The sequence below is a fragment of the Mesorhizobium monacense genome (assembly GCF_056781675.1).
Genome location: NZ_CM165567.1, coordinates 5,433,797 through 5,457,818, shown reverse-complemented (window position 1 = coordinate 5,457,818; position 24,022 = coordinate 5,433,797). Strand labels below are relative to the sequence as shown.

Here is a 24,022-nt window from a genome sequence, read left to right as displayed (position 1 = left end):
TCTCAGCTTCCCCGATAGGTCGAATAGCCGTATGGCGAGATCAGCAGCGGCACATGATAGTGCACCGGCTCCGCCATGCCGAAGCGGATCGGCACGCTGTCCAAAAAGGCCGGTTCGGGCAGTTTGCCGTGCCGGCGCAGATAATCGCCGGCGGCGAAGACCAGCTCGTACTCACCGGTGCGGAAGTCGGCGCCCGCAAGCAGCGGCGCATCGCAGCGGCCGTCATCGTTGGTGACCACCGTCTTCAGATGCGTGCGGGCCTGGCGCTCGATGCGGTAAAGCTCGATCGACAGGCCTTTCGCCGGCCTCCCGGTCGCGGTGTCGAGGACATGGGTCGTCAGACGCCCGCCATCGGCTTTCGACGTTTCTGCCACTGGCCGTCTCCCATTCCGGTACAGTCGAACGTTTCTGGTGAATTGTGCGCCCATTAAAGGCGATGCATAAGTCCCGGTCGAGCGGAGCGCGACAAAAAGCACTTTCAAAAATTTTCGGGGGAATGCGCAAGCACTCCTTTCGATATCTTCATCTCAACATCCGGCAGGAGTGACAATGCGTTACGAACGGGACATGCGCGGCTACGGGGCCAATCCGCCGGATCCGAAATGGCCTGGCGGCGCGCATGTGGCAGTGCAGTTCGTCGTCAACTACGAAGAAGGCGGTGAGAACTGCGTGCTGCACGGCGACAAGGCTTCGGAAGCCTTCCTGTCCGAGATCGTGGGTGCGGCCCCCTGGGTCGGCCAGCGCCACTGGAACATGGAATCGATCTACGAGTATGGCGCCCGCGCCGGTTTCTGGCGGCTCCACCGCCTGTTCACCGAAGCACAGGTGCCGGTCACCTGCTACGGCGTTGCCACGGCATTGGCGCGCTCGCCCGACCAGGTGGCGGCGATGCAGGAGGCCGGCTGGGAGATCGCCTCGCACGGGCTGAAATGGATCGACTACCGCGACCATGCGCCGGACGACGAGCGCCGCGACATCGAAGCGGCGATCCGCCTGCATTACGAAGTGACCGGCGCACGCCCGACCGGCTGGTATACAGGTCGCACCTCGGTCAACACGGTGCGGCTGGTGGCCGAGGAGGGCGGCTTCGACTACGTGTCCGATACCTATGACGACGAATTGCCTTACTGGTTCGAGCGCGAAGGTGCCGAAAAGCCGCAGCTCGTCATCCCCTATACGCTCGACGCCAACGACATGCGCTTCGCCACGCCGCAAGGCTTCAATTCGGGCGACCAGTTCTTTGCCTATCTGAAAGACAGTTTCGACACGCTCTATGCCGAGGGCAGGCAAGGGCGGCCGCGCATGATGAACATCGGCCTGCACTGCCGGCTCGTCGGCCGGCCGGGCCGCGTCGCGGCGCTAAAGCGCTTCGTCGACTACGTCAAGTCGCATGACAGAGTGTGGCTGGCGCGGCGCATCGACATCGCTAGGCACTGGCACGAAAACCATCCGCGCCGGCTGTCGGCGCTGCGCCCGTCGAAAATGGAATTCGAAGCGTTCGTGCATGCCTTCGGCGGCGCCTTCGAACATTCGCCGTGGATCGCCGAACGTGCCTACGAGCTGGAGCTCGGCCCGGCGCATGACAGCGCCGGCGGCCTGCACAACGCGCTCTGCCGCGTCTTCCGCGCGGCCAGCGAGGCCGAGCGGCTCTCCGTGCTCAATGCCCACCCGGACCTTGCCGGCAAGCTGGCGAAGGCCAGGCGGCTGACGGCGGAATCGACGAAGGAACAGGCGTCGGCCGGGCTCGACGCGCTGACCGACAAGGAGCGCGAGCTGTTCTCCAAGCTCAACGCCGCCTACGTCACCACTTTCGGCTTCCCCTTCATCATCGCGGTGAAGGGCAAGACCAAAGAAGAAATCCTGGCGGAGTTCGAGGCGCGCATCGGCAACAGCCGCGGCGCCGAATTCGACACCGCCTGCAAACAGGTCGAGCGCATCGCGCTGCTTCGGCTGAGAGACATGCTGCCGCAATAGGGTCAGGACACATGGATATGATCAAGACGCCCGAGCGAACCTACTACGCGCCGCATGGCGGCCACCCCGGCCAGAGCGAGCTTTTGACCGGCCGCGCCGTCTTCACCGAGGCCTATGCCGTCATCCCCAAGGGCGTGATGCAGGACATTGTCACCAGCGCCCTGCCGTTCTGGGACAAGACCAGGGTCTGGATCATCGCGCGGCCGCTGTCGGGGTTTGCCGAGACGTTTTCGCAATACATCGTAGAGGTCGAGCCGGGAGGCGGTAGCGACCGGCCGGAACCGGATGCCGGGGCCGAGGGCGTGCTGTTCGTGGTCGAGGGCGAGCTCAGCGTGTCGCTCGCCGGCAAGACGCATATGCTGAAGCCGGGTGGCTTTGCCTTCCTGCCGCCGGCCAGCGGCTGGACCGTCCGTAACGAAAGCAAGGCTGCGGTCCGCTTCCACTGGGTCCGTAAGGCCTATGAGGCGGTCGAAGGCTTGGATGTACCGCAGGCCTTCTTCACCAACGAGCAAGACGTTGCGCCGACCCCGATGCCCGGCACCGACGGCCGCTGGGCGACGACACGCTTCGTCGACCCCGCCGACATGCGCCACGACATGCATGTCACCATCGTCACACTGGAGCCGGGTGCTGTCATCCCCTTCGCCGAGACCCATGTCATGGAGCACGGCCTCTATGTGCTGGAAGGCAAGGCCGTCTACCGCCTCAACCAGGACTGGGTCGAGGTCGAGGCCGGCGACTATATGTGGCTGCGCGCCTTCTGCCCGCAGGCCTGCTATGCCGGCGGCCCCGGTAAATTCCGCTATTTGCTCTACAAGGACGTCAACCGGCACGCCAAGCTCGGCGGAGCGGGTCTCGGGGATCGCGCCCGGTGACCCGCATCGTTGCCCGGTCGCTGACCCGCGAAAGCTTCGCCGAATTCGGCGACGTCATCGATATGGGCGGCGACAACCACTACCCGATCAATGGCGGCAAGGCCGAGCGCTACCACGATCTCGCCACCGCCGAAGCGCAGGGGCCGAACGCGCGTGTGCTGATCTCCATGGTGCGCGGAACGCCTTACGAATTGCCGCTGAAGCTGACCATGGTCGAGCGCCATCCGTTCGGCAGCCAGGCCTTCATCCCGCTGTCGCCGCGGCCGTTCCTTGTCGTCGTCTGCCATGACGGCAAGGATGGCCCCGGCGAACCGCACGCCTTCATCACCGCGCCCGGCCAAGGCGTCAACTATCCGCGCAACCTCTGGCACGGCGTGCTGACGCCGATCGGCGAGGCCCAGGATTTTGTCATCGTCGACCGCGGCGGCGACGGCTCCAACCTCGAAGAGTGCCATTTCTCGCACCCCTACGAGATCCATCTTCCCGAGGGAAAGCAATAATGACCGACATTTCGCTGATCGACCGCCTGCTCGACGTCATCGAGCAAGACATCGTGCCGAAGACGGCCGACGGCGTCGCCCATGGCAACAAGCTCTTCGGCGCGGCGATCCTGCGCAAGGACGACCACTCGCTGGTGCTGGCCGAAACCAACAACGAGATGGAAAATCCGCTCTGGCACGGCGAGGTGCACTGCCTGAAGCGCTTCTATGAAATGCCCAGGGCCGAGCGCGTCGACACCAAGGATGCCATCTTCCTCGCCACGCACGAGCCTTGCTCGCTCTGCCTGTCGGCGATCACCTGGACCGGCTTCGACAATTTCTACTATCTGTTCAGCCACGAGGATTCGCGCGACTCTTTCGCCATCCCGCACGATCTGAAGATCCTGAAGGAGGTTTTCACCCTCGATCCCGGCGGCTACAATGCCGAGAACGCCTACTGGAAGAGCTTTTCGATTCGCAGATTGGCGCGCTCGTTGCCGGAAGCCGAGCGACAGCGCCTGGAAGCGCGGATCGGCAAGATTTCCGCCCGCTACGATGAGTTGTCGGGCGCCTATCAGGCGAGCAAGGCCGAAAACGACATTCCGCTGAACTGACGCGGATTGACCAGCCGAATTCGTTGGCTGGCCCACGACGCGACCCAGCGGGCTCCATCATCTGGCGTTCCTGGAGTCCTCGCATGAAAACCGTCGCCGAATTCCCGCGCAAGGTCGTCGAATTCCCTGATATGGGCATCGTCATGCCGGACGGCTGCCGGCTGTCGGCGCGGGTGTGGATGCCGGCAGATGCCGGCGACGATCCGGTGCCGGCGATCCTCGAGCATTTGCCCTACCGCAAGCGCGACGGCACCATCGCTCGCGATCAGCTGACGCATCCCTATTTCGCCGGCCACGGCTACGCCTCGATCCGCGTCGACATGCGCGGCAATGGCGATTCCGAAGGGCTGATGGACGACGAATATTCCGAGCAGGAATTGCAGGACGCCCGCGACGTCATCGCCTGGGCGGCCTCCCAACCCTGGTGCAACGGCAAGGTCGGCATGATGGGCATTTCCTGGGGTGGCTTCAACTGCCTGCAGGTGGCGGCGATGCAGCCGCCGGCGCTGAAGGCGGTGATCAGCCTGTGCTCGACCGTCGACCGCTATGCCGACGACATCCATTACAAGGGCGGCTGCCTGCTGATCGAGAATTTCGGCTGGGCCTCGACCATGCTGTCCTATTCGTCGCGGCCGCCCGATCCGCTGATCGCCGGCGACAACCGATGGCGCGATCTGTGGCTGACCCGGCTGGAGAACCAGCCATTCCTGGCGCCGCTATGGCTGAAACACCAGCACCGCGACGCCTATTGGAAACGCGGCTCGATCTGCGAGGACTATTCCGCCATCCATGCCGCCGTGCTGTCGATCGGCGGCTGGCACGACGGCTATCGCAACACGATTTCTCACCTCGTCGGCAACATCGAGGCGCCGGTCAAGGGCATCGTCGGCCCGTGGATCCACAAATACCCGCATTACGCGGCACCGCAGCCCGCCATCGGCTTCCTGCAGGAAGCCTTGCGCTGGTGGGACCGCTGGCTGAAGGGCCTCGACACCGGCCTCGATGCCGATCCCGCCTATCGCGCCTATGTCATGGACAGCGTCCGTCCCGCGCGCTGGCATCCCGAGCGCCCGGGGCGCTGGATTGCCGAACAGATTTGGCCATCGCCCGACATCAAGGCGCACACGATCGAACTCATCGCCGAGGGCGACAGGCCGGTCATCATCGCCTCGCCGCAGTCCTGCGGCCTTGCCGGCGGCGAATATTTTCCCTTCACCTTCGGCCCGGAACTGCCCGGCGACCAACGTCCGGACGATGCGCTGTCGGTCTGTTTCGATCAGCCGCCGCTCGGCGAAGCGATCGATATCGTCGGCGCGCCGGAAGTTCTGGTCTGGCTCAAGGCGGATCGGCGCCAGGCGAACATTGCCGTACGCCTATGCGATGTGCATCCCGACGGCGCCTCGGAGCTGATCTCCTACGGCGTGCTCAACCTGACGCATCGCAACTCGCATGAATTCCCCGAGCCGCTGGTGCCGGGCGAGCCCGCCACCGCCAGGGTCGTGCTCGACCAATGCGCCTACCGCGTGCCGGCCGGCCACCGTTTGCGTGTTGCCGTGTCGAACGCCTATTGGCCGATGATCTGGCCGTCGCCCGAACCGGTCCGTCTCGAGCTCAAGGCCGCGACGCTGACGCTGCCGCTGCGCCCTCCGGCTCAAGGCGACGAGATCACGTTCGCAGCTCCGGAAGGAGCCACGCCATGGGTGACGGAGACGATTCGGCCCGCCAATTCCGAACGCCATATCGACCGCGATGAGAAGACCGGCATGGTCACGCTGTCCATAACGGACGATTTCGGCGAGGTGCGCGATCTCCAGCACGGTCTCGCCCATGGCAGCGTCGTGCGCGAGACATGGGCGATCCATCCCGACGATCCGCTTTCAGCGTCGGGAAATACCCACTGGACGCAGACCTTGTCGCGAAATGGATGGTCGGTGCGCACCGAAACATCGGCTGAGATGCGATCTGACGCACAAAGCTTCACGGTTAGCGCCAGAATCGAAGCCTATGAAGGCGAAAAGCTGGTTTTCGAGCGCAACTTCGAGGAGAAAATCCCCCGCGCGCTGTTGTGAGTGCTCGCCCGGTTGGTCCAATTGCGACGTGCGATTTACGCCACGGCATGTCGCATTCGGTCTTGCTTACTGCTTTCCCTTGCGGTCATTATTCTCCTCACAAGAAACGAGAAAACGACCATTCAGGTCGAACCAACAGAGTGAGGAACTCATCATGTCCAATGAACTGGAATATCTGAGCCGCCGCGTTGCATCCGGCAAACTCAGCCGTCGTGATTTTCTCGGCCGCGCCGCCGCTCTCGGCGTCGCTGCCCCCTTCGCCAACTCACTGCTGTCGAGCGCGGCGCGCGCCGCCGGCCCGGTCAAGGGCGGCACGCTGAAGGCCGGCCTGGTCGGTGGTGAATCCACCAACAGCCTCGACCCCGCGCTGATGATGACGCAGGTGCCGTTCGCCTTCGGCAAGTGCTGGGGCGAAATGATCGTCGAGCTGTCCCCCGAAGGCAAGCTCGAGAACCGCATCGCCGAGGAGATCGGCTCGTCGGACGACGCCAAGGTTTGGACGCTGAAGATCCGCGACGGCGTCGAATTCCACAATGGCAAGACCGTGACCGCTGAGGACGTCGCTGCGACGCTCGAGCGCCATTCGGACGAGAAGTCGAAGTCCGGCGCGCTCGGCTACATGAAGGGCATCGAGAGCATCAAGGCCAGCGGCAAGGAAGTGGTGCTGACGCTGAAGGAGGCCAACGCCGACCTTCCCTACCTGCTCAGCGACTACCACCTGATCGTCCAGCCCAACGGTGGCAAGGACAAGCCCGATGCCGGCATTGGTGCTGGCCCGTACAAGATCGTTACCAACGAGCCCGGCGTGCGCCATGGCGCCGAGCGCTTCGCCAACTACTGGCAGGGCGACAAGATGGGCCATGCCGACCAGATCGAGGTCATCGTCATCAACGACGCGACGGCGCGCACTTCGGCCCTGCAGGGCGGCCAGGTCAACATGATCAACCGCGTCGAGCCGAAGATCGTCGACCTGATCAAGCGTCTGCCCGGCGTCACCATCCGCAACCATGCCGGTCCCGGCCACTATGTTTTCATCATGCATTGCAACACGGCGCCGTTCGACAACAACGACCTGCGCATGGCGTTGAAGCTGGCGATCGACCGCGAGGAGATGCTCGACAAGATCCTCCGAGGCTATGGCTCGCTCGGCAACGACTTCCCGATCAACGCCTCCTACCCGCTGTTCACCGAGATCGAGCAGCGCAAGTACGATCCCGACAAGGCCAAGTTCCACTACAAGAAGTCGGGTCACGACGGCACCGTGCTGCTGAGGACCTCGGACGTCGCCTTCCCGGGTGCCGTCGACGCGTCCCAGCTCTTCCAGCAGAGCGCCGCCAAGGCCGGCATCAAGATCGAGCTCAAGCGCGAGCCCGGCGACGGCTATTGGAACGAGGTCTGGAACAAGCAGCCCTTCTCCGCCTCCTACTGGGGTGGGCGTTCGACCCAGGACCAGATGTACTCGACCGCCTATCTGTCGACGGCCGACTGGAACGACACGCGTTTCAAGCGTCCGGATTTCGACAAGATGGTGCTGGCGGCGCGCGCCGAACTCGACGAGGCCAAGCGCAAGCAGATGTACCACGACATGGCCGTCATGGTGCGCGACGAAGGCGGCCTGATCCTGCCGATGTTCAACCAGTTCATCGACGCGACGGGCGCCAAGGTTGGCGGCTGGGTCGACGATCCGCATCAGGAGCTGATGAACGGCTACGCCTTGGCGAAGTGCTGGCTCGAAGCCTGAGCCTGGCCTTGCCGAGATGTCCTCACCCATTGTGAAACTGGCGGCCCAGCGCGTTGCGCTGGGCATCCTTCTCCTGTTGGCCGTATCGGTCCTGATCTTCGCCGGCACACAGATCCTGCCTGGCGACGTCGCGCAAGCCATCCTCGGACAGTCGGCGACGCCGGAGTCGCTCGCCAATCTGCGCGAGCAGCTCGGCCTCAACGACCCTGCCTATGTCAGGTATTTCCACTGGCTTGGTGGTGTGCTCACCGGCGATCTCGGCACTGCAATGTCGAGCGGCCAGGATATTGCAACGTCGATCAAGGGACGGTTGTGGAACACGCTGTTCCTCGCCTTCTGGGCGGCGGTCGTCGCCGTGCCGCTGGCGATCATCCTCGGCCTGATCGCGGTGCGTTACCGTAATGGCTGGGTCGACAAGCTGATCTCGGGACTGGCGCTCGCATCGACCTCGTTTCCCGAGTTCTTCATCGGCTATGTGCTGGTCTATTTCTTCGCCGTGAAGTGGCAGATCTTCCCGGGCATCTCCACCGTCTATGACGGTATGCCGTTCGGCGAGCGCATGCAGGCGATCACGCTGCCGGCGACGGCACTGACGCTGGTGGTGCTCGCCCAAATGATGCGCATGACGCGCGCGGCGATCCTCAACGTCATGCAGTCGGCCTATGTCGAAACGGCGGAGTTAAAGGGCCTGTCGGCCTTTAATGTCATTCGCAGGCACGCCTTTCCCAATGCCATTGCACCGATCATCAACGTCGTCATGCTCAACCTCGCTTACCTGATCGTCGGCGTCGTCGTGGTCGAAGTGATCTTCGTCTACCCCGGCATGGGGCAGTATCTCGTCGACCACGTCACCAAGCGCGACGTGCCGGTGGTGCAGGCGGTCGGCCTGATCTTTGCCACTGTCTACATCGGCTTGAACATCATTGCGGACATTGCGGCGATCTTCGCCAATCCGCGTCTCAGACATCCGAAGTGAGGGGGCGGGCATGCTCGATCTAAAACGCATCCCCATCCCGGCATTGATCGGCATCGTTCTGACGACGCTGTTCGTGCTGGCGGCGGTCTTCGCGCCATGGCTCGCGCCGCACAGCAATGCTGAGATTGTCGGCGACGTCTGGGAACCGATGTCGGCCACACATTGGCTCGGCACCGACAATCTCGGCCGCGATCTGTTGTCGCGCATGATCTATGGCGCCCGCATCACGCTGTTCATCGCGGTGCTCGCCACCGCGCTGTCGTTCTCGCTCGGCGCCATCCTCGGTTTCTCGGCGGCGGTGTTCGGCGGCTGGTTCGACACGCTTTTGTCGCGCCTCGTCGACCTGCTGATGTCGATCCCGACACTGATCATGGCTCTGGTCGTGCTCTCGGTGCTGCCCACCAATCTGGTGACGCTGATCCTGGTCATGGGCATTCTCGACTCGACCCGCGTCTACCGCCTGTCGCGCGCTGTCGCCGTCGACATCAACGTCATGGATTACGTCGAAGCGGCCAAGCTGCGCGGCGAAGGCGAGGCCTGGATCATCTTCCGCGAGATCCTGCCCAATGCGCTGTCACCGCTGGTGTCGGAACTCGGCCTGCGCTTCATCTATGCGGTGCTGTTCCTGTCGACGCTATCCTTCCTCGGTCTTGGCGTGCAGCCGCCGGATGCCGACTGGGGCGGCATGGTGAAGGAAAACAAGGACGGCATCGTCTTCGGCATAGCGGCGGCGCTCATCCCGGCGGCGACGATCGCAGCACTTGCGATCTCCGTCAATCTCGTCGCCGACTGGGTGCTCAACCGCACGACAAGCCTGAAGGGAGGACGCGGGTGATGGCTGACAGCAAAGCGAAATCCGGCCTGCTGCTCGACATCCGCAATCTGCGCATCGAGGCCACGGTCTATCCGCCGGGCGAGGCGCCGAAGAACATCGTGCTTGTCCACGATGTCTCGCTGACGCTGGAAAAGGGCAAGGTGCTCGGCCTGATCGGCGAGTCCGGCGCCGGCAAGTCGACCATCGGCCTGTCGTCGATGGGCTATGGCCGCGGCGGCGTGCGCATCACCGGTGGCGAGGTCATCGTCAACGGTCGCGACATCCTCAAGGGTGGCAAGGAAGGTTTCCGCAAGCTGCGCGGCCGCGAGGTCTGCTATGTCGCGCAATCGGCGGCTGCGGCCTTCAACCCAGCGCACCGGCTGATGGACCAGGTGGTGGAAGCAACGCTGCTGCACGGCACGGCGACGCGCGCCGAGGCCGAGAAGCGCGCCGTGGCACTCTTCAAGAAGCTCAGCCTGCCGAACCCCGAAACCATCGGCGAACGCTTTCCGCACCAGGTATCGGGCGGCCAGTTGCAGCGCGTGATGACGGCGATGGCGCTGTGTTCGGAGCCGGACTTGATCGTATTCGACGAGCCGACCACGGCGCTCGATGTGACGACGCAGATCGACGTGCTGGCGGCTATCAAGGACGCCATCCGCGACACCCATGTGGCGGCTTTGTACATCACCCACGACCTTGCCGTCGTCGCCCAGGTTTCGGACGAGATCATGGTGCTGCGCCACGGCCGCCTGGTCGAATGGGGCGGCACCCGGCAGATCATCAAGGAACCGCGCCAGGAATACACCAACGCGCTGGTCTCGGTGCACGAGATCGAGCACCACGAGCAGAAGCCTGGCACGACGCCGTTCCTGTCGGTCAAGAACGTCACCGCCGCCTACGGCCGCAGCCACATCAAGGTGCTGAAGAACGTATCGGTCGACATCTATCCGGGCCAGACGCTGGCGGTCGTCGGCGAGTCCGGCTCCGGCAAGTCGACGCTGGCGCGCGCCATCACCGGGCTGTTGCCGCCCGAGGAAGGCACTGTCACCTTCGACGGTAGGCCGCTTGCCAACAAGCTCGCCGACCGGCCGAAGGAGGATCTGCGCCAATTGCAGATGATCTACCAGTCGGCCGACGTGGCGATGAACCCGCGCCAGACCGTCGGCACCATCATCGGCCGGCCGTTGGAATTCTATTTCGGCATACGCGGTCGCGAGCGTGACAAGCGCGTCGCCGAACTGCTCGACAAGATCGAGATGGGCAAGGGCTTTTCCGACCGCTACCCGGCCGAGCTTTCAGGCGGCCAGAAGCAACGCGTCTGCATTGCCCGCTCGCTCGCCGCCAAGCCGAAGCTGATCATCTGCGACGAGGTGACCTCGGCGCTTGACCCGCTGGTGGCCAACGGCATCCTGAAGCTGCTGCTCGAGCTGCAGAAGGAGGAGAGCGTCGCCTATCTGTTCATCACCCACGATCTGGCGACGGTGAAGTCGATCGCCGATTCGATCGCGGTGATGTATCGCGGCGAGGTGGTCCGCTACGGGCCGAAGAGCAAGGTGCTGACGCCGCCCTTCGACGCCTACACCGACCTGTTGCTGTCATCGGTTCCCGAAATGGAGATCGGCTGGCTGGAAAAGGCGATCAAGGGCCGGCGCATGGCGAGCGCGGGGAACTAGGGCGACGCCAGTTCCTGCCTGGTTTGATTAAACTGAAGCGCCGTGCTGCCCGATGGTTGCACGGCGCTTCTATCTCAACGGCCAGATCGCATGGAGCAGCCTGTGGCGCTCGAGACCAAACTTCTGCTCATCGTCCTCGACGGCGTGCCTTATCGGAACTGGCGCCGGCTGATGGGCAATCTCGAAGGCTGGGTGCAGTCGGGCGAGGCGCGCGTGTGGAAGATGCGCTCGGTGCTGCCGTCGACCTCGGCCTGCTGCTATGCCTCGATCCACACCGGGGTGTCGCCGCAGGTGCACGGCGTCCTGTCCAACGAGAACCGGTTCCGGGTCAAGCAGCCGGATATCTTCTCCGAGGTCAGCAGGGCCGACGGCAAGTCCGGCGCGGTCACCCATTCCTACTGGTCTGAATTCTTCCGGTCCTATCCGTTCGATCTGGTCGAGGACATGGAGTTCGACGAACCGGGCGGACCGATCACGCATGGACGCTTCCACACCATGACTGGCTACAATCTCGAGAACCAGATGACGCCGAGCGACGTCGATCTGTTCGCGACGCTGACCATGCTGACCAGGCGCCACGGCATCGACTACGGCATCCTGCACAGCTGCACGCTGGATTCGATGGGCCATCGCTTCGGCCATGACTGCCACGAGATGGACCATGCCGTCTATGCGATGGACGCCATGCTCGCCGCCTTCCTGCCGGGCTGGCTCGGCGCCGGCTACGAGGTCATCGTCACCGCCGATCATGGCCAGACGGATCGCGGTCATCATGGCGGCCATGACGACGACATGCAGGATTTCGCGCTGTATTATTTCGGGCCTGGCAAAGGACCGCAGGCAGATACGCTGCTCGACCAGTTGCAGCTGGCGCCGACGGTGCTGAAGCGGCTTGGCGTGCCTGTGCCGGGGACGATGAAGGCGAAGCCGTTCTTGAGCTGAGCGGCCGCGCTTCCAGTCCCACAAGGGGAGAGGGGAAAAAGGCGCGCCTCTGGCAACACTCACCTTCTTCGGTTAGCCTCCCAAAATTCCTTGGCGGAGGATGAACCTTTTTGGACCGATCGGCGACAGAGCAGACAGGAGCCAGGCGGCTCGACCGGCCATGACGGCGGCGACGGAGACCGATCGCGCGCTTGTCGACCGGGTCGCGAAGGGCGACAGGGCCGCCGTGCGGCTCCTGTTCATGCGCCACCACGCGCGGGTCTACCGCTTCGTGGTGCGCCAGACGGGATCGGAAATGATGGCCGACGATATCGCGAACGAGGTCTTTCTCGAGCTCTGGCGTCAGGCGCCGGGCTTCGAAGGACGCTCGGAAGTCTCGACATGGCTGCTCGGCATTGCCCGCTTCAAGGCGCTGTCCTTGCTGCGCAAGAAAAAGGAAGACTGGATCGACGACGATGACGCGGCGCAGATCCCCGACAGCGCCGACACGCCGGAAGTCGTCACCATGAAGGACGACAAGGCTGCCGCCCTGCGGCGGTTCATCGATGCGCTGCCGGAAGAGCACCGCACGGTGATCGACCTTGCCTATTACCATGGGCAGTCTGTGACCGAGATCGGCGAGGTGCTCGGCATTCCGGTCGCCACCGTCAAAACCCGGATGTTCTACGCCCGCAAGAAACTCGGCGAAGCCCTCAAGGCCGCCGGTTACGACAGGGGGTGGCCATGAGCGCCGCTGAAAAAATGTCGCGCCGCGACGAGATGGAAACGCTGCTGCCGTTCTACCTGAACGGCTCGCTGGAAGGCGCCGAACTGGAGGCCGTCGAGGAATGGCTGGCGACCGACCCGGCAGCACTTGCCGCATTGGGCGAGGCCGAGGCCGAATTTTCCGGCACCGCCGCCGCCAACGAGGCAATCCGCCCGCCGGCCGATGCGCTCAGCCGCTTTGCCAAGGCGCTCGACGCCGAGGCCGGCCCGGCGCGCGCTCCGGCAGGTCAATCATGGCTGGCGCAGGCTTTCAACCGCTTCATGGCGGTGCCGGTCGGCGTCGCCTGGGCCGCGGCCGCGGTGCTGCTGGCGCTCGTCATGGTGCAGTCCTTGGTGCAGCCCGGTGGCAAGGGCAATGATTTTGAAATCGCCGGCACGGAGGACGATCTGGCGAAAATGCCGTTCGCGCTGGTGAAGTTCAAACCGGAGGCGAAGATGTCGGATATTGCTGTCTTTCTCGGCCAGAACGGGCTGAAGGTCGCTGGCGGGCCGACCGCCGACGGCGTCTTCCGCATCGCCATAGCGGCTAAGACCGCTGCCGACTACGAGAAGCTGGTCAGCCTTATTGCCGCCCAGCCTTTCGCGGAAGCTGTGATCGAGGGAAGGAAACCGGCGAGTGGCGGCTAGAGCATGATCCCGAAAAGTGGATTCCGGTTTTCGGAAAAGATCATGCTCAAACAAAAAGGAGCTGTCATCGGATTTGCTGGATTTTTGCTGGCGGCGACGATAATCGCCGCCACGCCTGTTTTTGCGCAGAGCAAGGATCCCAACCAGCCGCAGACGAAAACCGACTGTCTCGACCGGACGAATGCGGCCGGCGCCGATTGCGCAAAGGACGGCGGCGGAACGCCAGGCGCGGAGCCTGCCGCGACGGGCGCCGTCTTCCTGCCGGCGCTGATCATCGACCTGTTCCCCAATCCTGCCGGCGGCGGCGGGACGCCGTTGCCGACGCCCGACCCGCGTCGCGACCTGGCCAGCGCTTTGCCTTCGCCGACTGCGCCCGCCGATGCACCGGTGGTTCCGGCCGCCGTGCCTGGCGGTCCGGTCATTTCGCCGACCGATCTCGTCGCCACCGAGCCGCAGCGCGCCATCGTCGGTGATCACGTGCCCGACGAGGTGCTGGTGACGGTCGACGGCGACGCCGGCGTCGTGCAGCAGATCGCCGCTTCCTTCGGCCTCGAAGTCCGCTCGCAGCGCCAGTCGCGGCTGCTCGGCACCACGCTGGCGCGCTTCGGCATTCTCGACGGCCGTCCGGTCGGCGTCGTGCTGGCGCAGTTGGCCGCCGACGGCCGCACAAGGCGGCGCGAGCCCAACCATGTTTATTCGCTGCAGCAGGCGGCCGGCATCGTCAACTATGCCTTCGACCGCATCGAGCTCGACGAGAAACAGGCCAGCGGCGAGAATGTGCGCGTCGCCGTGATCGACACCGGCATCGACGACACCAATCCGGCGCTCTCCGGCGTCATCGCCGATCAGTTCGACGCCATGCCCGAAGTGCCGATCGAAAAGCGCGATCACGGCACCTCGATCGACGGCCTGATCGCCGGCGTCGGTGCGCTGAAGGGCATGGCGCCGGGCGCGAAGATCTACCACGCCCGCGCCTTCGAGGGCGGCAAGTCGACCATGGACGTTATCCTTTCGGCGCTCGACTGGGCGGCCGAGCAGGATGTGCGCATCATCAATATGAGCTTCGTCGGCCCCAAGAACGACCTGCTCGGCATCGCCTGCCGCAATGCCCGCGCGCTCGGCATCGTCCTGGTCGCCGCCGCCGGCAACAACGGACCGAAGGCGCCCTACGGCTATCCGGCCGCTTTCGATGGCGTCATCGCCGTGACCGCCACCGATGCCAAGGACGGGCTGATGCCGCAAGCCAATCGCGGCGCCTATGTCTTCATCTCGGCGCCGGGCGTCGAGATGGTGGCGCCGAGCGGCACCGGCTCGGAAGTGGTGACCGGCACCTCGTTCGCGGCGGCCATCGTCAGCGGAGCCGTCGCCAATCTGATTCACGTCGCGCCCGACCGCTCGGCCGACGAGATCGAGAAGGCGCTCGCCGAAACAGCCAGGGATCTCGGCCCCAAGGGCCGCGACAATGATTTCGGCTATGGCCTGCTGGACATCAAGGCAGCCGAGACGGCGAAGGAATAGTCCAATCGAATTGTGAATTGAGTTGTCTACAACAAGGTTGATAGATGCGTAGCTCTCAAATGGAAAAATATGTCTGGTCCTCGGTCTTATATTACACCGTGGTCGCAGTCGCATTTGTGATGATTTCTATCTCGATCGACACACTTGGCGGCCTGTGGAGTTTGGTCGCACTATTCGGATATGTTATACTGATTTATTCTCTCAACATATGGCGACGGAGAAGGCATCCGAGAAGCGTCTATCAAATGAAATTGGCTCAACGGGGATTGGACGACTAGTTACCGAGGGGTTTGCAATCTCTAGAGCGGTTTTTATGAATGAGGGTGGCAGACGTCCGCAAAGGGATCGAACGCGGTCATTCTGGACCTCTACGCCGGCGCGCCGGCGACCGATCCCCTGACCACCAGGTCGACCGGCCAGACCTCGCCGCGCGCGCCTTCTTCCAGCCCCGATATTCGCGCCGCCAGCCGCTCGGCGACGCGCGCGCCGGCGAGGCGGATCGACGATCGCGTCGTCGACAGCGGCACGGAAAAATTCTCCGGTTTCAGCCACGGAAAAACATCGTCATGGGCAATCAGCGACAGGTCGCCCGGAATGGTCAGGCCGAGATCGCGCACCGCGCGCACGACGCCCAGTGCCATGATCAGACTGGAGCAGGCGATCGCCGTCGGCGGCTCGTTTTGCTCCAGCAGGCGCCGGGCGGCGCGGTAGCCGTTCTCCTCGGTCATCGTCACGGAGCAGATATGGCGCTCGCCGAGCGTCAACCCGCTGGCAGTGAGCGCCCGGCGCATGCCGCGCTCGCGATGGATGGCGAAGGTCTCGCGGTCGTCGCCATTGATCAGCGCCAGCCGCCGGTGGCCGAGCTGGATCAGCAGCCGCGCCGCCTCGTGGAAGGCGCCCTCATTGTCGATGTCGGTGAAAGGGTAGTCGAAGCCGAAGCCTTCGCTGCGGCCGTGGACGATGAAGGGGATGCCGAGCGTATTGAGCAACGCCACCCGCCGGTCGACGGGCCGCGGTGAGGAGATGTAGACGGCATCGACCTGCCGGTTGGCGACGATGCGGCGGTAGGTGGTCTCCTGGTCGTCGGCGTCGGCCGGCGACAGCACCAGGTCGAGCTCGTGCGAGCGGGCATAGTCGCCGAGGCCGGAGAGGAATTCGACGAAATGCGGGTCGATCTCGACGGCAGCACCGGTCGGCAGGACATAGCCGATCATTCCGGTCTTGCCGGTCGCCAGCCGGCGCGCGCTCGGATTGGGGCGGTAGCCGTGGCGCTTGGCGGCGTCCATCACGCGGCGCCGCGTTTCCTCGTTGACCTCCGGATAGCCGTTCAGCGCGCGGCTTACCGTGGTCTGCGAAAGCGCCAGCATGTGCGACAGCTGTTTCAGGTTCACCGGAGGCCTCCAAGCCTCAAAGCGCTTTTAATTTTGAATCCGAGCGGGCACCAAGGCTGGCGCTGCCGAACAGAGCGAGCATACGCACTGGTCTGGCCAGTTTGAAGCAGAATTGCTGTTGCGTCGCCATAAAACTGTGCTGCAGTGCAGTTTAGTTCTCGCTTATTTGCCGAAACTAAATCGATTAGCCAGCCACCCTCTTGACTCCGAAGCGATTCAATGGCGAGATCAAAAAGACCAAAGCGCTTTGGAAGACTCTTCGAAAGGTTGCGGTTCCTTTCTGACTGAGTCACAGTCCTGCGGCGTCGGCGGGCGGAATGGAGGTTCCGTCCGGGTGTTCATGACCACTGGGAGGAATAGCGATGAAGAAAATGCTTCTGCTGGGCGCTGCGTTCGCAACGCTCGCCCTGAGCCTGCCGGCGCAAGCCGAACTGAAGTTCAAGCCGGGTGAGGATCCGCGCTTCAACTGGGCGAATTACGAAGAGCTGAAGAAGGTCGACCTCAAGGGTGAGACGCTGACCATCTTCGGGCCGTGGCGCGGCGAGGACGAAGGCCTTGTGCGCACCGTTCTCGAATATTTCCAGGACGCCACCGGCGTTGAGATCAAATACTCCTCGTCCGAGAATTACGAACAGCAGATCGTCATCGACACCCAGGCCGGCAGCCCGCCCAACATCGCCGTGCTGCCGCAGCCCGGCCTGATCCAGGACCTGGCCTCCAAGGGCCTTCTGACGCCGCTCGGCGACGACACCGCCAAATGGGTCAAGGACAATTACGGCGCCGGCCAGTCCTGGGTCGACCTCGGCACATTCAAGGACAAGGACGGCAAGCCGGGCTTCTTCGCCTTCCCTTACAAGGCCGACGTGAAGTCGCTGGTCTGGTACTCGCCGGACAATTTCGAGGAAGCCGGCTACAAGGTACCGAAGACGCAGGAAGAACTGGCCGAACTCGAGAAGAAGATCATCGCCGACGGCGGCACGCCGTGGTGCATCGGGCTCGGCTCCGGCGGCGCCACCGGCTGGCCGGCGACCGACTGGGTCGAAGACATCATGCTGCGCACCCAACCCCCGGAAACCTACGACAAATGGGTGAAGAACGAGATCCCGTTCAACGATCCGGCGGTCGTCAACGCCATCGACATCTTCGGCAAGATAGCGACCGACGACAAGATGGTCGACGGCGGCGCCAAGGCGGTTGCCGCGACCGACTTCCGCGACAGCCCGAAGGGCCTCTTCGCGGTGCCGCCGAAATGCTATTTGCACCACCAGGCATCGTTCATCCCGACCTTCTTCCCGGAAGGCACGAAGGTTGGCCAGGACGCCGACTTCTTCTACTTCCCGCCTTACGCCTCCAAGCCTGAGCTTGGCACGCCGGTGCTCGGCGCCGGAACGCTCGCCATGATTACCAAGGACAGCAAGGCCGCGCGCGCCTTCATCGAATTCCTGAAGATGCCGCTGGCGCATGAGATCTGGATGGCTCAGGGCGGCTTCGTGACGCCGCTCAAGTCGGTCAACAAGGACGCCTATGCCAGCGATGCGCTGAAGAAGCAGGGCGAGATCCTGGCCAATGCCTCGACCTTCCGCTTCGACGGCTCCGACCTGATGCCCGGCAAGATCGGCGCCGGCTCCTTCTGGACCGGCATGATCGACCTGGTCGGCGGCAAGTCGGCCCAGGATGTCGCCACCGACATCCAGAAGAGCTGGGACGCGATCAAGTAAGCCGTCGGCTTACCCGTCCTGACTGGATCCGGGCCGCGATGGCCCGGGTCCCACCGTCGGCCAACTGTAGCGTTTTTCGTGAAGCATAGAGTTCCGGCATGAAGCGTGGCCTGCCGCGGCGAGAACCCGACTGGCACCCGCTCGCGCTTCACAACTGAATCGGCTCGTGATCCCGTCGCCAAGGCTTTTTCTCGAGCGGCGGATCATGCGCAGGGGAGAGGGACCCATGGCGACTTAGATTTTTTCGGCCATATTCGTCATCATCGTCGGCGTCGGCGGCTGCGTCGCCTATTTCTGGGGCGCCAACAAGCTTGTCGACATTATTTTCCCGTCGCGCGGCGTCCAGGGTGCGGCAGCCATCGACAATCTGCGACGGCAAGGAATGATTCGCCCCTGGCTGTTCGTCGGCCCGGCCATGATCATCCTCACCATCTATCTGATCTACCCGGTGGTCGAGACGCTGCGGCTGTCCTTCCTCGATCGCGGCGGCGGCAATTTCGTCGGCTTCGCCAACTACGAATGGGCATTCGGCGACCGCGAGTTCCGCAACTCGATCCTCAACAACATCGTCTGGCTGGCGGTGGTGCCGGCAGCCTGCACCTTCCTCGGGCTGATCATCGCCGTGCTCACCGACAAGATCTGGTGGGGCACGATCGCCAAAAGCCTGATCTTCCTGCCGCTGGCGATCTCCTTCGTCGGCGCCAGCGTCATCTGGAAATTCATCTACGAATATCGCGGCGAGGGCCAGACGCAGATCGGCCTCCTCAATGCCATCATCCAGTATTTCGGCGGCCAGCCACAGGTCTGGATATCGCTGCCGTTCTGGAACAATTTCTTCCTGATGATCATCCTGATCTGGATCCAGACCGGCTTTGCCATGGTCATCCTGTCATCGGCGCTGCGCGGCATTCCGGAAGAGACGCTGGAAGCCGCCGTCATCGACGGCGCCAACCCGTTCCAGATCTTCTGGAAGATCATGGTGCCGCAGATATGGGGCACCATCGCCGTGGTTTGGACGACGATCACCATCCTGGTGCTGAAGGTGTTCGACATCGTGCTGACCATGACCAACGGCCAGTGGAACAGCCAGGTGCTGGCCAATCTGATGTTCGACTGGATGTTCCGCGGCGGCGGCGATTTCGGCCGCGGCGCCACCATCGCCATCATCATCATGATCGCGGTCATTCCGATCATGGTCTGGAACATCCGCCAGGCCAACAAAGAGACGGGAGGGCACTGAGATGGCCGTCGCAACCGGAAAGTCGTTTGCCAGCCGCTTCGGCGTCCACATCGCGGTGCTCATCTTCGTGGCGATCTGGACCGTGCCGACGCTCGGCATCCTCGTCTCGTCGCTGCGCGACAAGGACCAGATCATCGCCTCCGGCTGGTGGAACTCGTTCGCCAGTTCCAGCCAGACCGAAGCCGGCCGGCTGCCGCCGGCCTCGGCGCAAGTCGAAAAGGACGGCAAGTTCGTGCTTGCCGGCAACATCTTCGGCGATGGCGCTGCCCGCGACATCAGCGCCTTCGGCGTCAAGTCGGCCGCGCCGACGCAATATCCCGCCGGCACGACCGCCGATCTCGGCGACGGCGTGACCTTGCAGCTCAACGCCGACGGAACGTTCGTCATGGCCTCGCCAAAAGCGTTCGAGGGCGACCGTGGCCAGCGCGTCTACTATGCCTCGTCGGCGCCGCCGAAATTCACCACCGACAATTACCAGACAGTGCTGTTTTCGGAAGGCATCGGCCGCTCCTTCATGAACTCGCTGACCGTCACCATTCCGGCGACCGTCATCCCGATCCTGATCGCGGCTTTCGCCGCCTATGCACTGGCCTGGATGCGCTTTCCCGGCCGCGCGCTGCTCATCGCGGTCATCATCGGCTTGCTGGTCGTGCCGCTGCAGATGTCGCTGATCCCGCTGTTGAAGCTCTACAACGGCGTCGGCACTTTCTTCGGCGTGCCGTCGAAGACCTATCTCGGCATCTGGCTGGCGCATACCGGCTTCGGCCTACCCTTCGCCATCTATCTCTTGCGCAGCTACATTGCCGGCCTGCCGCGCGAGATCATGGAATCGGCGCGCATCGACGGCGCCAGCGATTTCGAGATCTTCGTCAAGATCGTCTTGCCGCTGTCCTTCCCGGTGCTCGCCTCCTTTGCCATCTTCCAATTCCTGTGGGTATGGAACGATCTTCTGGTGGCGATGGTTTTCCTCGGTACCGAGGGGGATCAGATCGTGCTGACCGCCAAGCTCAATGCGTTGCTCGGTTCGCGCGGCGGCGATTGGGAGATCCTCACGACATCGGCGTTCGTGACCATTATCGTGCCGCTGATCGTGTTCTTCTCGCTGCAGCGCTATTTCGTACGCGGGCTGCTTGCCGGCTCGGTGAAAGGAGGTTGAGAGTAATGCAATCGGCTTTGAAGGTGACATCCAGACCGGACCCCGCCGTCGATCGTGACTGGTGGCGGGGCGCGGTGATCTACCAGATCTATCCGCGTTCCTATCAGGACTCAAACAGCGACGGCATCGGCGACCTGAAAGGCATTGTCCAACGGCTGCCCTACATCGCTTCGCTCGGTGTCGACGCCATCTGGATATCGCCCTTCTTCAAGTCGCCGATGAAGGATTTCGGCTACGACGTGTCGGACTATTGCGACGTCGACCCGATGTTCGGCACGCTGGCCGATTTCGACGCCTTGACGGCGGAAGCGCACCGGCTGGGCCTCAAGGTGATGATCGACGAGGTTCTGTCGCATACCGCCGACATCCATCCGTGGTTCAAGGAAAGCCGCTCGAGCCGCACCAATGCGAAGGCCGACTGGTATGTCTGGGCCGATGCAAAACCCGACGGCACGCCGCCCAGCAACTGGCTGTCGATCTTCGGCGGTTCGGCTTGGCAATGGGACACCAGCCGCCAGCAATATTACCTGCACAACTTCCTGGCCGAGCAACCCGATCTCAACTTCCACAACACGGAAGTCCAGGACGCGCTGCTAGACGTCACGCGTTTCTGGCTGGAGCGCGGCGTCGACGGTTTCCGCCTCGACACCATCAATTTCTACTTCCACAGCCAGGGGCTGGAAAACAACCCGCCGCTGCCGCCTGAAGAGCGCAACGACCAGACGGCGCCGGCAGTCAACCCCTACAATTACCAGGACCATCTATACGACAAGAGCCGCCCCGAAAATCTCGGCTTCCTCGAACGCTTCCGCGCCCTGCTCGACGAGTATCCGGCACAGGCCGCGGTCGGCGAAGTCGGCGATTCGCAGCGCGGGCTGGAAGTGGTGGCGGCCTACACCGCCGGCGGCAAGCGCGTGCATATGTGCTATTCGTTCGACTTCCTGGCGCCGGAGAAGATCAGCGCCGCCAAAGTACGCTCGGTTCTGGAAGCCTTCGGCAAGGTCGCCAGCGATGGCTGGTCATGCTGGGCCTTTTCCAACCACGACGTGATGCGGCCGGCCTCGCGCTGGGCCGCCGGCGAAGCCGATCCGACCGCCTATCTCAAGGTCATCTCGGCGCTGCTGATGTCGCTGCGCGGCTCGGTCTGCATCTATCAGGGCGAGGAGCTCGGCCTCGGCGAGGCGGAGCTCCAGTTCGAGGACCTGCAGGATCCCTACGGCATCCGCTTCTGGCCTGAGTTCAAGGGCCGCGACGGCTGCCGCACGCCGATGGTATGGGATGCCGCCGCCAGCAACGGCGGCTTCTCGACCGCAAAGCCCTGGCTGCCGGTGCCCGGCAAGCATCTCTCGCAAGCCGTCAACGTGCAGCAGGGCGACGCCAACTCGCTGCTCGAGCACTACCGGCGCTTTCTCACCTTCCGCCGCCAGCATGCGGCGCTGGCCAAGGGCGACATCACCTTCATCGAAAGCGAGGGCGACACCGTCGCCTTCACCCGCCGCGAGGGCAACGAACAGGTCGTCTGCGTCTTCAACCTGGGCAGCAAACCGGCCGAGGTCGCCCTCGGCGGCCAGGCGCTGCAGCCCTTGCCCGGGCACGGCTTTTCAGGACAGTCTGGCACAGGCTCGGTCCGCCTCGGCGGCTACGGCGCCTGGTTCGGGCGCATCGATTAATTCGCAGGGAAACCACCAGGAGGAAATCATGGCCGATGTCACGCTGAGACAGGTGAAGAAATCATACGGCAATCTGCACATTCTCCACGGCATCGACCTCGACATTAAGTCGGGCGAGTTCATCGTCTTTGTCGGCCCTTCGGGCTGCGGCAAGTCGACCTTGCTGAGGTCCATCGCCGGGCTGGAGGAGATCACCTCCGGTGAGCTCAAGATTGCCGGCGAGGTGGTGAACGATGTGCCGCCGTCGAAGCGCGGCATTGCCATGGTGTTCCAGTCCTACGCGCTCTACCCGCACATGACGGTCTACGACAACATGGCGTTCTCGATGAAGATCGGCAAGGAAAGCAAGGCCGAGATCGACAAGAGGGTGCGGCAGGCGGCCGAGATCCTGCAACTGACCAAATATCTCGACCGGCTGCCCAAGGCGATGTCGGGCGGCCAGCGCCAGCGCGTCGCCATCGGCCGCGCCATCGTGCGCAATCCGAAAGTGTTCCTGTTCGACGAACCGCTGTCGAACCTCGACGCGGCACTGCGCGTCGCCACCCGCATCGAGATCGCCAAGCTGAAGGAATCGATGCCGAATACGACGATGATCTACGTCACCCACGACCAGGTCGAGGCGATGACGCTGGCCGACCGCATCGTGGTGCTGAAGGAAGGCCATATCGAGCAGGTCGGCACGCCGATGGAGCTCTACAAGCGGCCGGGCAATCTGTTCGTCGCCCAGTTCATCGGCTCGCCGGCCATGAACATCCTGCCGGCGACCATCGACAAGACCGGCAACCCGACCATTGTCAGCCATGTCGGCGGCCGCAAGGCGACGGTGCCGATCGCCACGCCGGCATCGGCGAAAGGCGCTGCGGTCAGCTTCGGCGTCAGACCGGAGGATCTGGTGATTGCTACCGGCGCGGACTATCTGTTCGAGGGAACCGTGGACTATGTCGAGCAGCTCGGCGAGGTCCAGCTCGTCTATGTCGATATCGGCCGGGCCGACCTGCCGCTGGTGACGAAGATGCCGGGCAATGTCGAGGTCAAGCGCGGGACGACGCTGCGGCTGAGCGCGGACGCCGGCGACCTGCATATCTTCGACGCGGACGGCCACTCCTTCTCGCTCCACGCGCCGGAAGTGAAGGCGGCCTGAAGACAGGCCATCTGGCATTGCATAAAAACAAGAGCGGCGGGCCTAGCCCGCCGCTCTTGTTTTGCTAACGACCTCGGCGGTTAGTTGTTGCCGAAGAGGTTGCGGTCGCTGCCCTGAGGGGCGGACTTCTGCACGTCGCCCGACGAGTTCAGCAGCTTGTAGACCGGCGAGCCGGTATTACGCACAGACGAGGTCTGCGTAGTGTCGATGTTGGCGGTCGTCTGCTTGTTGACGGCACTCGCACCAACGCTGTCGTTGCGGGCATAGGCGCTGCCGCCGGCGATCAGAAGCGCGGCGGCAGTAAGGACAATCTTGTTCATTTTGGGTGCTCCTGGATTTTCAGTTCCCGGAGCGGCGGGCTTGACCGCCGCTCTGCGTCTTGGGATCGGCTGTTAGTTGTTGCCGAACAGGTTGCGGTCGCTGCCCTGGTCGACAGGCTTCTCGGTGGCCGGTTCCGACTTCTTGATCGAAGCGGTGTACGAGCTGTCCACTGCAGCAACCGGCTGGTCGGCGCCATTGGAGCCATAGTTGTCGCTGCCTGCGAAAGCGCTGCCGGAGATGGCCAGAACGGCGGCGGTGGCAAGGATGAACTTTTTCATGTCAAATACTCCTGAATTTTGGTGTCCCGGGCGGCAG

Annotated in this window: 22 protein-coding genes; 18 read left to right on the top strand and 4 right to left on the bottom strand. The window is 63.5% G+C overall.

Going from position 1 to position 24,022, the window contains the following annotated elements:
• Positions 1–2 precede the first annotated feature (2 nt).
• Complete coding sequence (uraH, locus tag AC1RUK_RS26055) at positions 3–374, bottom strand: hydroxyisourate hydrolase (protein ID WP_481838349.1); 372 nt, start codon at positions 372–374, stop codon at positions 3–5.
• Between the two features lie 175 nt (positions 375–549).
• On the opposite strand from uraH, the gene puuE reads away from it, so the two are divergent.
• From puuE to AC1RUK_RS25990, 13 genes are all read left to right on the top strand, one after another.
• Entirely contained in the window at positions 550–1,974 is a 1,425-nt protein-coding gene (gene puuE, locus AC1RUK_RS26050; RefSeq protein WP_481838350.1) for an allantoinase PuuE, read from the top strand.
• Between the two features lie 11 nt (positions 1,975–1,985).
• Positions 1,986–2,849 carry a bifunctional allantoicase/(S)-ureidoglycine aminohydrolase gene (locus tag AC1RUK_RS26045; protein WP_481838351.1) on the top strand — a complete coding sequence of 288 codons (864 nt, stop codon included), beginning with the start codon at positions 1,986–1,988 and terminating at the stop codon, positions 2,847–2,849.
• Complete coding sequence (locus AC1RUK_RS26040; RefSeq protein WP_481838352.1) at positions 2,846–3,349, top strand: ureidoglycolate lyase; 504 nt, start codon at positions 2,846–2,848, stop codon at positions 3,347–3,349. The genes AC1RUK_RS26045 and AC1RUK_RS26040 overlap by 4 nt, the downstream gene beginning before the upstream one ends.
• The gene (locus tag AC1RUK_RS26035) at positions 3,349–3,942 is read left to right on the top strand and encodes a nucleoside deaminase (RefSeq protein WP_481838353.1); all 594 of its coding nucleotides are present in this window, start codon (positions 3,349–3,351) and stop codon (positions 3,940–3,942) included. The genes AC1RUK_RS26040 and AC1RUK_RS26035 overlap by 1 nt, the downstream gene beginning before the upstream one ends.
• An 83-nt stretch (positions 3,943–4,025) precedes the next feature.
• A complete protein-coding gene (locus tag AC1RUK_RS26030) occupies positions 4,026–6,011 on the top strand; it encodes a CocE/NonD family hydrolase (protein WP_481838354.1) in 1,986 nt (661 codons plus the stop codon).
• 154 nt (positions 6,012–6,165) lie between these two features.
• Complete coding sequence (locus tag AC1RUK_RS26025; protein ID WP_481838355.1) at positions 6,166–7,752, top strand: ABC transporter substrate-binding protein; 1,587 nt, start codon at positions 6,166–6,168, stop codon at positions 7,750–7,752.
• A 16-nt stretch (positions 7,753–7,768) separates the two neighbouring features.
• Positions 7,769–8,728, top strand: a complete 960-nt coding sequence (locus AC1RUK_RS26020; protein ID WP_481838356.1) for an ABC transporter permease — start codon at positions 7,769–7,771, stop codon at positions 8,726–8,728.
• Positions 8,729–8,738: 10 nt separating this feature from the next.
• Positions 8,739–9,563 carry an ABC transporter permease gene (locus AC1RUK_RS26015; RefSeq protein ID WP_481838357.1) on the top strand — a complete coding sequence of 275 codons (825 nt, stop codon included), beginning with the start codon at positions 8,739–8,741 and terminating at the stop codon, positions 9,561–9,563.
• On the top strand, positions 9,563–11,218 hold the full coding sequence (locus AC1RUK_RS26010; protein WP_481838358.1) for an ABC transporter ATP-binding protein: 1,656 nt from the start codon (positions 9,563–9,565) through the stop codon (positions 11,216–11,218). Before AC1RUK_RS26015 ends, AC1RUK_RS26010 begins: the two co-directional genes overlap by 1 nt.
• Positions 11,219–11,308: 90 nt before the next feature.
• Positions 11,309–12,160 (top strand): alkaline phosphatase family protein, encoded by an 852-nt coding sequence (locus AC1RUK_RS26005; RefSeq protein WP_481838359.1) that lies wholly within the window; start codon positions 11,309–11,311, stop codon positions 12,158–12,160.
• A 160-nt stretch (positions 12,161–12,320) separates the two neighbouring features.
• Positions 12,321–12,887 (top strand): sigma-70 family RNA polymerase sigma factor, encoded by a 567-nt coding sequence (locus AC1RUK_RS26000; RefSeq protein ID WP_040582815.1) that lies wholly within the window; start codon positions 12,321–12,323, stop codon positions 12,885–12,887.
• Complete coding sequence (locus AC1RUK_RS25995; protein ID WP_481838360.1) at positions 12,884–13,552, top strand: anti-sigma factor; 669 nt, start codon at positions 12,884–12,886, stop codon at positions 13,550–13,552. Before AC1RUK_RS26000 ends, AC1RUK_RS25995 begins: the two co-directional genes overlap by 4 nt.
• A 42-nt stretch (positions 13,553–13,594) precedes the next feature.
• Positions 13,595–15,070, top strand: a complete 1,476-nt coding sequence (locus tag AC1RUK_RS25990; RefSeq protein ID WP_481838361.1) for a S8 family serine peptidase — start codon at positions 13,595–13,597, stop codon at positions 15,068–15,070.
• Between the two features lie 368 nt (positions 15,071–15,438).
• Here the strand turns inward: AC1RUK_RS25990 and AC1RUK_RS25985 are convergent, their stop codons facing one another.
• Complete coding sequence (locus AC1RUK_RS25985) at positions 15,439–16,461, bottom strand: substrate-binding domain-containing protein (protein ID WP_481838362.1); 1,023 nt, start codon at positions 16,459–16,461, stop codon at positions 15,439–15,441.
• A gap of 362 nt (positions 16,462–16,823) precedes the next feature.
• Here AC1RUK_RS25985 and AC1RUK_RS25980 point away from each other — a divergent pair, with 362 nt between their 5' ends.
• From AC1RUK_RS25980 to AC1RUK_RS25960, 5 genes are all read left to right on the top strand, one after another.
• Positions 16,824–18,179 carry an ABC transporter substrate-binding protein gene (locus AC1RUK_RS25980; protein ID WP_481838363.1) on the top strand — a complete coding sequence of 452 codons (1,356 nt, stop codon included), beginning with the start codon at positions 16,824–16,826 and terminating at the stop codon, positions 18,177–18,179.
• Between the two features lie 238 nt (positions 18,180–18,417).
• Positions 18,418–19,419, top strand: coding sequence for a carbohydrate ABC transporter permease (locus AC1RUK_RS25975; RefSeq protein WP_481840318.1), 1,002 nt, complete (start codon positions 18,418–18,420; stop codon positions 19,417–19,419).
• Position 19,420: 1 nt separating this feature from the next.
• Positions 19,421–20,575, top strand: coding sequence for a carbohydrate ABC transporter permease (locus AC1RUK_RS25970; protein ID WP_481838365.1), 1,155 nt, complete (start codon positions 19,421–19,423; stop codon positions 20,573–20,575).
• A 5-nt stretch (positions 20,576–20,580) separates the two neighbouring features.
• Positions 20,581–22,245 carry a beta-galactosidase BglA gene (gene bglA / locus AC1RUK_RS25965; RefSeq protein ID WP_481838366.1) on the top strand — a complete coding sequence of 555 codons (1,665 nt, stop codon included), beginning with the start codon at positions 20,581–20,583 and terminating at the stop codon, positions 22,243–22,245.
• Positions 22,246–22,273: 28 nt separating this feature from the next.
• Complete coding sequence (locus AC1RUK_RS25960) at positions 22,274–23,386, top strand: ABC transporter ATP-binding protein (protein WP_481838367.1); 1,113 nt, start codon at positions 22,274–22,276, stop codon at positions 23,384–23,386.
• An 80-nt stretch (positions 23,387–23,466) separates the two neighbouring features.
• On the opposite strand, the gene AC1RUK_RS25955 is transcribed toward AC1RUK_RS25960, so the two are convergent.
• Together AC1RUK_RS25955 and AC1RUK_RS25950 are read right to left on the bottom strand one after the other, a co-directional pair.
• On the bottom strand, positions 23,467–23,706 hold the full coding sequence (locus AC1RUK_RS25955) for a DUF680 domain-containing protein (protein ID WP_481838368.1): 240 nt from the start codon (positions 23,704–23,706) through the stop codon (positions 23,467–23,469).
• A 72-nt stretch (positions 23,707–23,778) separates the two neighbouring features.
• Positions 23,779–23,985 (bottom strand): DUF680 domain-containing protein, encoded by a 207-nt coding sequence (locus AC1RUK_RS25950; protein WP_481838369.1) that lies wholly within the window; start codon positions 23,983–23,985, stop codon positions 23,779–23,781.
• Positions 23,986–24,022 lie beyond the last annotated feature (37 nt).